This is a genomic window from Hirschia maritima DSM 19733 (genome assembly GCF_000378345.1).
Classification (GTDB): Bacteria; Pseudomonadota; Alphaproteobacteria; order Caulobacterales; family Hyphomonadaceae; genus Hirschia; species Hirschia maritima.
In genome coordinates this window covers 569,412-582,642 of the sequence record NZ_KB899545.1, presented here as the reverse complement: position 1 = coordinate 582,642, position 13,231 = coordinate 569,412, and the positions used below count along the sequence as shown (strand labels likewise).

The 13,231-nt window shown below is 44.1% G+C and carries 12 protein-coding genes; 10 read left to right on the top strand and 2 right to left on the bottom strand.

The genetic code is table 11. The features are described from left to right. Positions 1-4 precede the first annotated feature (4 nt). The 7 genes from edd (at position 5) to F551_RS0108070 (ending at position 7,778) form a co-directional block, all read left to right on the top strand. Positions 5-1,840: a phosphogluconate dehydratase gene (gene edd, locus F551_RS0108100; RefSeq protein ID WP_018997000.1), complete on the top strand. Its 1,836-nt coding sequence runs from the start codon at positions 5-7 to the stop codon at positions 1,838-1,840. Positions 1,841-1,845: 5 nt separating this feature from the next. Next, complete coding sequence (locus tag F551_RS0108095) at positions 1,846-2,817, top strand: glucokinase (protein ID WP_018996999.1); 972 nt, start codon at positions 1,846-1,848, stop codon at positions 2,815-2,817. 29 nt (positions 2,818-2,846) lie between these two features. Beyond that, on the top strand, positions 2,847-3,479 hold the full coding sequence (eda, locus tag F551_RS0108090) for a bifunctional 4-hydroxy-2-oxoglutarate aldolase/2-dehydro-3-deoxy-phosphogluconate aldolase (RefSeq protein WP_018996998.1): 633 nt from the start codon (positions 2,847-2,849) through the stop codon (positions 3,477-3,479). A gap of 15 nt (positions 3,480-3,494) precedes the next feature. Continuing rightward, positions 3,495-4,913 (top strand): pyruvate kinase, encoded by a 1,419-nt coding sequence (pyk, locus tag F551_RS0108085; protein ID WP_018996997.1) that lies wholly within the window; start codon positions 3,495-3,497, stop codon positions 4,911-4,913. A 95-nt stretch (positions 4,914-5,008) separates the two neighbouring features. Beyond that, complete coding sequence (locus tag F551_RS0108080; RefSeq protein ID WP_018996996.1) at positions 5,009-6,181, top strand: FAD-dependent monooxygenase; 1,173 nt, start codon at positions 5,009-5,011, stop codon at positions 6,179-6,181. Between the two features lie 117 nt (positions 6,182-6,298). Beyond that, entirely contained in the window at positions 6,299-7,366 is a 1,068-nt protein-coding gene (locus F551_RS0108075) for a hypothetical protein (RefSeq protein ID WP_018996995.1), read from the top strand. A gap of 160 nt (positions 7,367-7,526) precedes the next feature. Beyond that, the gene (locus tag F551_RS0108070) at positions 7,527-7,778 is read left to right on the top strand and encodes a hypothetical protein (protein WP_018996994.1); all 252 of its coding nucleotides are present in this window, start codon (positions 7,527-7,529) and stop codon (positions 7,776-7,778) included. 9 nt (positions 7,779-7,787) lie between these two features. On the opposite strand, the gene F551_RS0108065 is transcribed toward F551_RS0108070, so the two are convergent. Then, entirely contained in the window at positions 7,788-9,464 is a 1,677-nt protein-coding gene (locus F551_RS0108065) for a RyR domain-containing protein (RefSeq protein WP_233355224.1), read from the bottom strand. A 243-nt stretch (positions 9,465-9,707) separates the two neighbouring features. Here F551_RS0108065 and F551_RS0108060 point away from each other — a divergent pair, with 243 nt between their 5' ends. After that, on the top strand, positions 9,708-10,073 hold the full coding sequence (locus F551_RS0108060; RefSeq protein ID WP_018996992.1) for a RyR domain-containing protein: 366 nt from the start codon (positions 9,708-9,710) through the stop codon (positions 10,071-10,073). A gap of 1 nt (position 10,074) precedes the next feature. Here the strand turns inward: F551_RS0108060 and F551_RS0108055 are convergent, their stop codons facing one another. Further along, positions 10,075-10,761, bottom strand: coding sequence for a ZIP family metal transporter (locus tag F551_RS0108055; protein WP_018996991.1), 687 nt, complete (start codon positions 10,759-10,761; stop codon positions 10,075-10,077). Positions 10,762-10,933: 172 nt separating this feature from the next. On the opposite strand from F551_RS0108055, the gene F551_RS0108050 reads away from it, so the two are divergent. Both F551_RS0108050 and F551_RS0108045 read left to right on the top strand, forming a co-directional pair. After that, the gene (locus F551_RS0108050) at positions 10,934-11,650 is read left to right on the top strand and encodes an ABC transporter ATP-binding protein (RefSeq protein ID WP_018996990.1); all 717 of its coding nucleotides are present in this window, start codon (positions 10,934-10,936) and stop codon (positions 11,648-11,650) included. Next, positions 11,647-13,179 carry an ABC transporter permease gene (locus F551_RS0108045; protein WP_018996989.1) on the top strand — a complete coding sequence of 511 codons (1,533 nt, stop codon included), beginning with the start codon at positions 11,647-11,649 and terminating at the stop codon, positions 13,177-13,179. Before F551_RS0108050 ends, F551_RS0108045 begins: the two co-directional genes overlap by 4 nt. Positions 13,180-13,231: the final 52 nt, after the last annotated feature.

Sequence of the window (13,231 nt, the reverse complement as noted above, 5' to 3'; positions counted from 1 at the left end):
CCCCATGACAATTGCCAGCCTGAATAAAACAATTGCAGAGGTCACAGAGCGAATAATCATGCGCTCTGAAAAATCGCGCTCTGCTTATCTAAAACTCATGCAAAGCCAGACACCCGACAAATCTGCGCGGTCTCGATTGACGGATGGAAATTTGGCTCACGCTGCAGCGGCATGCCCCATCCATGATAAAACTGCCATGTTGGGAGCTGATTGGCCCAACATTGGTATTGTGACGGCTTATAATGATATGCTGTCAGCGCACCAACCATATGAAAAATATCCTGACATTATTCGGTCTGCCGCTAGGCAAGTAGGTGCCACTGCTCAAGTAGCTGGTGGAGTTCCTGCTATGTGTGATGGTGTCACACAAGGACAGGATGGGATGGAGCTATCCCTATTTTCTCGTGATACAATTGCGATGAGTTCTGCAGTCGCGCTTAGCCACTCCACCTTCGATGCGGCTCTCTATCTTGGTATTTGTGATAAAATCGTACCGGGGCTAATGATTGCGGCAATTCGATTTGGTTGGTTACCTGGGATTTTTATTCCTGCTGGTCCAATGCCTTCGGGGCTGCCAAACCCAGAAAAACAGCGAATCCGACAACAATACGCAGCTGGTGAAGTCGGCCGTGATGCACTACTGAAAGCAGAAAGTGAAAGCTATCATTCTGCTGGTACATGCACGTTTTATGGAACCGCAAATTCGAATCAAATGATGATGGAAATGATGGGACTTCACCTTCCCGGTGCAGCTTTCATTCCACCAAATACGGATTTACGAACCTCTTTAACGCAAGCTGCCACTCAGCAAGTTGTATCACTCACGCACATGAAGGGTGAAGACGCCTATACACCAATTTATAAGGTTGTAGATGAGCGCTCCATCGTCAATTCAATCGTAGGACTGATGGCGACGGGTGGATCAACTAATAATGCGCTCCACATTCCGGCTATAGCTCGCGCGGCGGGTATACTAGTTGATTGGTCAGACTTCCAAGATATCGCTGACGTCACCCCTCTTCTATGTCGTATTTATCCTAATGGACCTTCCGATGTGAACCATTTTCATGCAGCTGGTGGAATGGGGTTTGTAATTCAAGAATTGCTGGCCGGTGGTTTGGTGCACAATGATGTGACTACAGTAGCAGGTGAAGGCGGCTTAGAAAGATACGCAGAAGAGCCCACAATGGAAGGTGAAACTCTCACTTGGAAACAAGCACCGGATGTAAGCCTTGAAGAAGATATTCTCCGTTCTGTAGACAATCCAATAGCCAAAGATGGTGGTTTAAAGCTGATTGATAGCCCAATTGGTCGCGGAATGATCAAAATTTCAGCGGTGAAAGACGAAAATCGTAAAGTTTCAGCGCCTGCAGCTGTGTTTTCATCGCAACAAGACGTAAAAACAGCTTTCAATAATGGTAAATTAGATCGCGATGTTGTGATAGTTGTGCGGTTTCAAGGACCACGTGCGAATGGGATGCCTGAGCTGCACGGCCTCTCACCTATTCTTGGTTTATTGCAAGACAAAGGATTTAAAGTCGCGCTTATCACGGACGGACGAATGTCAGGTGCATCAGGTAAGTTCCCCGCTGTGATTCACATGGGTCCCGAAGCACTCGCAGGTGGTCCCATAGCGAGTATTCAAGATGGGGATTTGATAACACTGGATGCGAATGCTGGTGAGCTAATTGTTGAACCAGAAGAATTTATCAATCGTCCGCGCGCAGCAAGAAATGATGATCCGGGGATTGGTCTAGGACGAGAAATGTTTTCTGTCTTCCGAAAATCTGCTGAAGAGGCAGAAAAAGGTGGTGGCATTTTCGGATTGATGGATATCTAGAGAATATGAGTAACAGTGTGACTGAATACGTTGTTGTGGGTGATGTTGGTGGGACCAATGTACGTTTTGCTATCGCCAAAGATCCCAAACGATATGGTGGTTCTGTAGAAATTGAAGAGTTTTGGAAATCTCCAAACGTCAATCATGAAACTTTTTCAGATGCATTAGCCGTCTTTTTAAAGACTATTGATGTAAAACCCCAACGAGGTGTTTTTGCTTTAGCGGGCCCTATGAAAGGAAACACAGTCACCCTGACAAATCACTCTTGTTGGAAGGTGGATGGCGATCAAATCGCTCAACAATTTGATATAGCTGAGGTGCTTCTTCTCAATGATTTTGCTGCAATGGCAAGGTCTGTGCCTGAGTTGAGTTTAGGAAGTGGTCTAACCAATTTGGCGGAAGGATCAGCATGTAAGGAGAGCCCTATTATTGTCGCTGGTCCCGGTACAGGATTCGGACAAGCAGCACTTCTTCCCGAAGCAGATAACAAATGGCGGGTCATTAGAGGCGAAGGTGGGCATCAAGCATTTGCCCCGACCACTGCTTTAGAAGCTGAAGTGTATAAAAACCTATTTAAAAGATTATCTTACGTTTCTGTAGAAATTGTGAGCGCAGGTGTCGGTTTTGAGACCTTACTTGAGGTAATGTTTGAGGTATTTGGGGTAAGTTCGCAAAAATTATCCCCTCAACAGGTTCATGATTTAGCGAAAACTGGTGATAAAGTTTGCGATGCAGTTTGCAGGATTCGTGCAAACGCCGTAATGACTGCCTATGGAGATGCTGTATTGGCATTTGGTGCAAAAGGTGGAGTCGTTGCTGCAGGTGGTGTGACCACTGCGTTGTCCGATTTTATCTCTTCGCCTGAAGCCTTATCCCGCTTCTACGATCGTGGGCCGATGTCATCATATATGGTGAACGTCCCAATACATTTAATTACAAGTGCTGAGGCCCCGCTCATAGGTGCCGCCGCATTTTAGAACGGACGTTTAAAGTTATGACATGTGATATGAAACCAACTCTGGAAGCACTAAACGCTGCGCCTGTGGTTCCAGTGTTGACGGTATCTAATGTTGAGCACGCTGCCCCTCTCGCTCAGGCCTTGTATAAGGGCGGGATCAAATTTGTTGAAGTCACACTTCGTACAGATTCAGCGTTGGAAGTAATCGGTGAAATGAAAGCTGCCCAGCCCGAACTTGTAGTTGGTGCTGGTACAATTCTTACGCCATCTGATCTTGAGGCGACTTTAAAAGCTGGCTCTGAGTTTTCTGTTTCTCCTGGTTGCACTCCAAACCTGGCAAAAGCTCTACTAGATTCGGGTGTGCCGTCTTTTCCGGGCATTGCAACAGCGAGTGAAGCGCTGCAACGTATGGAAGAAGGTTTTGAAGTAGTTAAGTTCTTTCCTGCTGAGAAAATCGGCGGTGCCAGTGCTTTAAAAGCGTTAGTTGCACCTCTTCAAAATCTGAGGGTTATGCCGACTGGTGGTGTAAGTCCAAGTAACATGATGACTTATCTGTCCATTCCTAATGTTGTTGCTGTCGGTGGTGGTTGGCTTGTGAATGATGCCGCTCTCAACGATGGTGATTGGGCTGGAATAGAGGCCACTGCCAAAGAAGCGCTGAATATAGCAAAAAACAATTAGTTCAGGACATCCCCCATGAGCCGTTTCTCCTCCCCAAACAGCCGCCGCGCTAAAATAGTTGCTACTCTTGGACCTGGAAGTTCAGCACCAGATACAATTCGGCTATTAGCCGAAACTGGCGTTGATATCTTTCGTTTAAATTTCTCTCATGGAGATCATGAAGGACATAAACGCAATTACGACTCTGTACGGCTGGCTCAAGAAAAAGTTGGTCGTCCTTTAGGGGTTCTTGCAGATATGCAAGGGCCAAAAATTCGCGTCGGAAGTTTTCCTGATGGTTACATTCGCCTGAGCATGGATGAAGAGGTTAAGCTCGTTCCTGGAAAGACTTCTGATGAAACTGATGTGATCCCTGTTCCTCACCCTGAGATTCTCAAAGTCATGGAAGTTGGGGATCAGGTTTTGGTAGATGACGGTAAAATTGTTCTTACTGTCACGAGAACCGGTGATACGCCTTTTGTTAAAGCTGATATTCCTTGTAAAATCAGCGATAAGAAGGGGTTTACTCTATTGGGTAAAGCTCTACCTGTGCCCGCTTTGACTGCAAAAGATAAAGAAGATCTTGAATTTGCTTGCGGAATGGGAGCAGATTTTATTGCTTTGTCTTTTGTTCAAACCAGAAAAGATTTAGAAGAAGCTCGCACCCTCATGAATGGACGCGGGCGTCTTGTAGCGAAAGTTGAGAAACCTGCAGCTATCGATAATCTAGATGATATTGTTGACGGTTCTGATGGGATTATGGTTGCGCGTGGTGACCTAGGTGTAGAGTATCCACCTGAAATGGTTCCTATCCTTCAAAGGCGCATAGTGAGAGCTTCCAGAGCGGCGGGTAAGCCTGTTATTGTTGCAACTCACATGCTAGAATCTATGGTTGAATCTGCCTCCCCTACACGTGCTGAAGCCTCAGATGTTGCTACAGCAATTTATCAGGGGACGGATGCCATTATGCTGTCATCTGAAACTGCTGTTGGTCGACACCCAGCTACTGCGGTTGCAATCATGGATAGGATTGTAAAAACGGTTGAAGGCGACAGAGAGTACGCAAAATCTTCAGGCAGTTTTGCGCCCGGAAAGAACAACAACCCGACAGACGCAGACTTTATTGCTGATGCTGTTCAAGACCTGGCTGAAAAAAATGACTGTACAGCAATCTTTGTTTCAACAGCTCACTTTTCAGTTGTCTCTCGTTTTTCACGAGCAAGGCTCAAAACGCGCCTAATTGCACATACTCAAGATAAAACTAAATTCGGCCATATGTCGCTGTTTTGGGGAGTGGAAGCACTTCCTTTAGCTGGAGATATGAGTGACGTAGAGTTAATCGATGCGGTAAGAAAGCAACTTGGCGCTGATGTCTCTGGAAAAATTGCATGTGCGCTTCAAACCCAAGGTATCGGTGAGAACTTAGCATGGCGTGTTGAGGTTATAGACCTATAGGGGTGCTTCACACTAATTGTCATATTGACCATTACTTTTGCAAGGCGTCCTATTATCTTCCAAGTTGTTGATGGAGGAGAGTTCTTGTGAAAGTGATGGTTGTTGGCGGAGGAATTGGCGGTCTGACAACAGCTCTGTGTTGTGCTCGCCAAGGTATGGAGGTTCACCTCTTTGAACAAGCATCCGAGTTCTCAGAGGTTGGTGCTGGAATTCAGTTAAGCCCTAATGGTACGCGTATTCTGCATCGCTTGGGATTGGAAAATAGCTTAGAAAAATATTCCTTCCATCCTCAATCTTTGGACATGAGAATCGGGAACAATGGCTCCAGCGTTTTCTCTATTCCTATATCAGATGCAGATTCAAAATACGGAGCCCCCTATCTCCATATTCATCGTGCAGATTTATTGGCTGTATTACTGGAAGCTGTTAAGCATCTAGGAAATTGCTACCTTTACACAAATCACAAACTTGTCTCGATAGATGAGTGCGATAGTAAAGTTACGTTACACTTTGAAAATGGTGATAGCAGCGACGGCGATATTGTTGTCGGTGCAGATGGAATTCATTCAAAAGTACGGGAAGACATCCTTGGATTAGATAATCCTCGCTTTACTGGAAATGTAGCATGGCGCGCTGTAATCCCATCTTCTTCTGTTTCAGAAGGATTAATCCCGCCAACTGCCACGGTTTGGACAGGGAATAAAAAGCATGCGGTCACATACTACCTACGTAATGGTGAGCTCATCAATTTTGTAGGTATAATTGAGCAAAAAAACTGGAAGAAAGAGAGCTGGACTGAAGAAGGTGCTCCAGATGAGTTAGTGGGTGAATTTGCAGAATTTTGTGTCCCTATTCGGTCGGTACTTAAAAACGTAACTCATTGTTTTAAGTGGGCATTGCATGATCGAAATCCATTAAAAAAATGGTCCATTGGTCGTCGCGTAGTTTTGGGTGATGCTGCTCACCCAATGCTCCCATTTCTTGCGCAAGGTGCTGTAATGGCGATTGAGGATGCAGAAATGTTATCTAGCTGTCTGATGAAAGAGCCTTTGGACAATGCTCTAACTGTGTTTGAGAAAAATAGAAAACACAGAACCAGTAAAGTTCAACTGGGGGCTAGATCCAACATGCGTCTTTTCCATCATGGAACGCCGATGTCCCGGTTGATTAACTATGCTCCGATAAAGTTTGCTGCATCGATAGCACCTCAATTTGTGCACTCTAGACAGGACTGGTTGTACACATATGACGCAGAAAACCCCAATTAGGAGTATCAAACTGCTATAATTCTCGGCTAACACACGAAAGAGATTGTGTCTCTTCGATAGCGGTTGTACCGTGGGATATTAAGTTTTTAGTAAGTTTGTTAGGTAGGACCTCACATCATGGTCATGACGATCCTTGTCTCTATATGTGCATTGCTTTTGTTAGTGTTGCTTGGTGTGTTGCTCTATCGTGCTGCTCGTACATTTGATGCAAATCCAAATCATACATTTGTTGTCCAGTCTCAAGGAGAGATTGTTGGTGCGCTAAGAGAGCCAGCTACTCTTTGGGATCCAAAAATGTCCGTCCTTAGAGATAAGGATGCTCCCGACATTACCTATCCTGCCAGAAAAGCACAAACAGGTGAGTTTTTTACACGCGCACTTGTAAACCGGCGTACAGGTCGAATTTCTCTTACTGTGAATACGTGTACACCAAAACCATTTAGAAGTATGACGCTGGATCGACACCAGCTCGAAATTACAGCTAATGTTGTATTTCGTCTCGATATTGAACGTATCCACATTTCAAGCCAGCTTGAGAATTTTGGGGCCACTTTCGCCAATCGTATTGAAAACCTATTCGACAACGAAATTACGAGTTGTAACGATGAAGACATTCGCGGACAACAGACGCGTATCGAGCAAGCCGTTACACAAGCTCTTCGTGAGATTGAGGATGAATCTAAAGGCGATAGCATGCTAAATGGCATGCCCTTAGGTATCAAAATTTATGAAGCCAATTTTTCGTTTAAAGAAATAGACACCATGGCTGAGGCTCAAGCAGCTCAAGCTGGGCCGGATGGCCGCCCTATCGGTCCCATTTGGATCGATCAACAGCATATCGATAAATTGGCGGACACCCTTGCGAATAGAGATCCTGTTGTTCGTGAATCTGTGATGCGTATGATCGAACTTCAAACCCGTCAGAACATAGTTGAAATGTTATGTAAGTCTGGCGGACTTGTAGCATTCACCGCAAAAGAGCTTGGGCTCAATGATCTGATGTCGGAAGTGAAAGAAGAACGCGGAGGCGTAAATAGAATGTCTTCAAGTCCTGATGTTGCTAATGGCGTGGATGCCTCTGAAACGGTTCAAACAGGTGTGGAAGCAGAAATTGAAAGTGATTTAGGCGCTTCCAGGGAGCCAGTGGAGCGAGACTATTATGGGCGACCTATTCCAAAACAATAGATCTTCAGGTTGCAATAAAAGTTGATCATTATTGCAGGTTTTGATCAGATTCACTGCTTTTTGTGGCTTCCTGAGTGAAATTCAATTCACGTTGTTAAGATTACGAAAACTACCTCGAGTCATTCTGTCTTCATAAATTCATATCCATTGGGGGATGAAAATGAAGTCCTATGAAGTTCTGGCGCGAAGATATTGCGCTTTTTTGGGTGAAGACCCTGACGAAGAAATAGAAGGCTTGCCGGTCTGGAGAATTGCTCTAGCAGACCTTGAAGCGGCTATAAACGCGTTGGAAACATTTGGTGTTTCAGCTCGATCTCCAATGAACGAAACTGATATTACTCCGAACGACGATGGTTCTGGGAACAAACCTGCCCCACCAAAGAAGCGACCTAAACTGCGGCGGGTGGCGTGAACCTATCCCTTAATTTGAGTTTTCTATTATTTTAGCGATTTGGCGAACCATCGCTCTATCGTGTTCTTTAGTATTTTCATCCAATTCATCATACTCTTTCAAGCAATCATGAATTCGAGCGCGATTGTCACGCTTGGGGCCATACCTCCAACCATTGAGAAGTCTATCAAACATCCATCTGCGATGCTGTAGTCTTGCCAAATCTTCAACTTCTTTCTCATTATCAAGATCAATGACGTGTGTGCCTTGTGGAAGCATAAAACAATTGTGAGACAGCCCGTCATTTCCATTTTCTAGCCATCTATTTAGATCGAATCCGGCGGCATCGAGCGTTGCGCGTATATGGGCTGCCAATCTCCTATTTGCGACACGTAACTCTTCCTCCAGATAATCCCAATCATATGAAATATCCTTGATATTCTTGGTACTGCTCATCGTCTGAAGATAAGTTTGGTGGAAGAGCCTCGGGATTGCGTCAAAGTCTGGGGTCTTCAATGCTGTCCCATCCATACCATCTTGCCATGATCCATACGGTATTAGGCTTAGATCGTCTATCAAGTTTGTTAGCGCATAACTGGATGCTTTCTGCTTTGGTTGTCCTATCAACCCTACACCCTGTCGGACTTCACGCAGGCCTGAACCATCAAGTGAATTGACAAAGATTGGAGCGCTAAACCAGTTTTCTCTTTCAGCTCGATCTTTGATTGCAACGGCGGTTAGCAATGGGTGTTCACCGTCGTTCAAAGCGACATAGATTGCGCATGGGGGTATTGTTCTACATCGTTGAATGAGAAACTCTTCTGTTTTGGGAGATTTAAGTGTTAAATCCGCCGCAAGAAATGAAAAGTCTACATATTCCTCAATACCAGGATGACGAGCCTTGAACGAAGCAGCTCGTTTTCTGGCATTCGGGTCAATTATTGTAACTGCCATTTTGTGCGGGTTGTTAGAGACTGAAGTTATCAAAAACTCCCTCACCAAAGCCTGCCCCAAAAAGCCAAATCCAATGACGACTATATGCTGAACATCATAATTATTCGCGCGAGCTAAAAGATATGGGGGGTGAGCCAGCATTACACTGCGGGCGACACCTGAAACAAACGAAAAAGGTTTTAGTCTTGTGGCAGGACTTGCCTTATCAACACGCTCTAGCAGCCATGGATCATTGATGTGCGCAAGTACCTCTTTTTTAGGGTAAAGCTTGGCAACTTGTTGAGCTTCTGACCATGTTTCGACATCTGTTTCCAGAGCTACAACAAGTCTGTTAGCGCGATTTGCACCCGCCCTTGTCAGATCATCGCTCAAGTTTTCAGTTCTCGTAATTGAGTTTTTGTTTTTTGCGGAAGTGTGAATACCTGTTGTAGGTAAATTTGCTGAATTTGCATATTCTAGTGCAATTTGATGTTCACCTAAGATTACATCGTGATTGGATCTAGCCCAAAGAAAAATTCTAGATGCCTTACCACCAACTGCAAATATAAAAATACGACCTATCAAAAGGACAAAGGCTAACGCGCCAGAAATACGGGCGATTTGTAGAGATAGCGGCATATCTTTGAGTGCGGTGGTTACATAAATATCTGAAGCAAATATTGCTTTTATGCTTAACTGAACCGTCTCAAGTATTGCTTGCCAATTTTGATTTTCAGAGGGTCTCGATGCGAAAGTGGCATTTGCGTTATCCAATTCCCAATTCCACCAACCGAGCATTCCAGACAGAAAAGCCGTACTTGCGAAAAGTGATAGGCAAAACCAATAGATGATCGCGGAGTGTTGCAAAGCAAAGTACTCAAATCTTCGAAGTATAAACCGCAATATTGTCATCATGCTTCCTATTTTGGGTATTATTCAAACGGTACTCACACATCGCATGTTTAGAATTTCATTGAATCGAATTAGCGTAAAGGTCTTGATGGTTAGGACTTGGTGATGACTTCAATTTCAAAACAAGAAGTTCTCGTAATTGCACGCGTCATGCATGAGGCAATTAGAGCCTTTCAAGCTGCCCATGATCAACCAACGTCTCCGCACTGGAATAAAGCGCCGCGTTGGATGAAAGATGCATCCATTGCTGGGGCGAAATTCAGAATTGAAAACCCAAAAGCATCAGCTTCAGATCAACACGTGCAGTGGATGAATGAAAAAAAAGAAAATGGGTGGAAGTTAGGAACAGTTAAGGACCCAATCGCCAAAACCCATCCATTGTTAATTCCGTATGGTGAACTACCTGAACTTGAAAGGCAAAAAGATGCTTTGGTTGTAGGAATTATCAACGCACTAACAATGGAGGTTTAACTTATTCTGTTTTCTTTTTCTTGAATGACACATTTTCTGACAAAAGCCTGATACCGGCCCAGCTGACGAGACCTGCGGTGATTGGAAAAGCAATTGCTATAAATGAATCATCGAGTAGTTTTTTCAAAGATTGCGCTATGACCGCACCCAATGGTGTTGTTAGTGACGCAATTAAAATTGCTACTACGGCCGCTCTAAAACTGGGTCCAATAAGTAACAAGCACAGGATATAAGTGATAACTCCCTCGGGTATTTCATGAAGTATCAACCCAAAACCTGTAAACAAGCCGGCTTCATGGCTATGCCCCATAGAGGCAACATATGTCATGCCATCCAAGAAAGAATGCAGTCCTATCGCTATCAAGGGAGTGAGAGAGACGTTTGCAGATTGATTTTGAGTGACGCTGCCCACTTTGTCGAGAAACCAACCGGTCATTAGGCCTAAAACTAAAAGACCGCCGCCGATACCGCCAAAATGCAAAGATTCCGGAATTAGGTGTATAATGGCAATGATACTTAAAAGCAGCCCAGCAACTATCGCAGCGAAATGACCATAACGTTTTGCTAAACCGGTGTTGAGGACCGCGAGAACAATCCCCATAAAAGAGAAAATCCCCGCTAAAGTGGCGAGAACAATAGATGCAGGTAAGTGAAATGAATGTTCTATTGTATGGATTAGATCATCCATGTGAAATGCCGCCCGCTTTATGATTTTTGTAACAATTAAAGTCGCCGAACATCAGAAAGTTGCTGAAAGCCCGTTGTAAATCGTTATATAGTAACGCAAGATTAAAAGGGCAATCTTTCATATCGATCTTCACAGATCTAATCTTTATGCAGTTTCTAACGAGTTACATCCAATGAGCCTTAGTGATACGGCAATCGAAATCTCATCTTTGAAATTTGGGTGGAAGAAGCATCACCCTATCCTGTCAATTAATGAATTGAATATACAAAGGAACGCTAGAACTTTCTTAAAAGGTGAAAGTGGGAGTGGAAAGTCTACTCTCTTAGGTTTGATCGCGGGTATCCTCACACCAGATAGCGGTTATCTCAAAGTTTTTGATTTAGAAGTTTCGTCGCTCAGTTCAGCTAAAAGAGATCAATTTCGATCTGAGCATATGGGCATCATCTTTCAGATGTTCAATTTGTTACCTTTTTTATCGATAGAAGAAAATGTCAGTTTACCCTGCCGTTTTTCAAAGGTTAGAAAATCCAATTGTCACAAAAACCATGGAAGTGTTGAGGCAGAAGCCAAAGAACTTTTGAATAAACTTGGTTTAGACCCAAAGCTGTTTTGGGAACGGAAGGTATCTGATTTGTCCGTTGGTCAGCAGCAACGTGTCGCGGCCGCAAGAGCACTCATTGGTTCACCATCGATTATAATCGCCGACGAACCAACCTCAGCGCTAGATACAAAAAATCGAAATAGCTTTATTGAATTACTGTCCCAATCTGCCAGTACTAGCGAAACGACTTTGCTATTTGTCAGTCATGATGAAACTCTTGCAAGCGAATTTGATTTTACAATTGACATAGACAACATTAATTTAGCCACTGAGGGATTGAACCAATGATAAAAGGCGCAATTCCCAATTTAGCTTGGAAGAGTATTCTAGCTCGAAAAACAACTGCTTTTCTTACCGTTTTAGCGGTTGCGTTGAGTGTCGCACTATTCGTTGGTGTAGAAAAAACAAGACATTCCGCGCGCTCTAGCTTTGAAAATACTATATCTGGTGTGGATGCAATTGTAGGAGCACGAACCGGCCCGATAAATCTTTTGCTATTTTCGGTGTTCCGTATAGGCGATGCAACCAGTCCCATGTCATGGGAATCGTTTGAGGCCATACAAGCTCGACCAGATGTGGCATGGGCTATCCCAATCGCACTTGGTGATAGCCATAGAGGGTACAAGGTTCTAGGAACCGAAACTTCGTATTTTGAACATTATAAATACGGGCAAAAGCAACCACTGGAATTGGCGGCGGGAGGCGTTTTTAACCCTCACGAATTAGAAGTCGTTTTGGGATCCGATGTAGCTCAAAACCTAGGTTATCCACTTGGGCATAAAATCATATTGTCTCATGGGATTGGTGAAGTTTCGTTCCAAAATCATGATGATCATCCTTTTGAGGTTGTAGGTATTCTCAAACCGACTGGCACTCCCGTTGATCAGACTATCCACATCAGTCTTGAAGGTATGGAAGCTATGCATGCGCCTGCCCCCGCTAAGTCTAATGGCAATCATGATCACGTAAACCGTGATGATCATAATGATCTTCATGCGCATTCAGAAGAGATGGAGCACAAACAGCACGATCATAACGATGCTCATGACCATCACCCATCTCACGATCATGAAACTCATGATCACGATGCTCACAACCATGAAGGTCACGATAATCATGAGGCGCAAAATGACCAACATGATCATCACAACCACAATGATGAAGCAGTGCATTCCGATGATCATAGCAATGATGCTTCACACGAAGATGCGCATCATCATGAAGCGGACATTCATGATGACCATGATCATCAACATCTGGAGCCCAATACAATAAATGCCGCTCTCATCGGTTTGACATCAAGACCTGCGGTTCTTCGTTTTAATCGAGAGGTGAACACTTACGAAAATGAAGCCTTACTCTCTATCATTCCAGGTATGACGCTTTCTTCACTATGGAGCATAGTGGGATCGGCAGAAAAGGCATTGCTAGCCACTTCGGCATTCGTTGTAATCGTGGGTATTTCAACCATTTTGATTACCATCTTCACAAGCTTGAAAGAGCGTCGCCGCGAAATGGCTATATTACGCTCAATTGGTGCAAGGCCATCGGATATATTCGCTCTCATAATTTCGGAAGCTGCGTTGTTAGCTCTCTGTGGAAGCGTTCTTGGTGTAGGATTTATTCAAGGCTTGTTACTATTTGTAGCGCCTTTGATAAATGCTCAATTAGGATTGAACTTATCTGGATTGCAACCAGGCCTGTTCGAATTGATTGTCATTGTAGTTGTCGTAGTGCTAACAGCATTTATGGCTTTTTGGCCTGCTTTTAGAGCGACTAAGAATTCTTTAGCAGATGGTTTGACTATTAAAGTCTGAATCATGCCATATTCGCTCTTTAAGAATGCTTTGAGTATATTTGCAAGGTTTG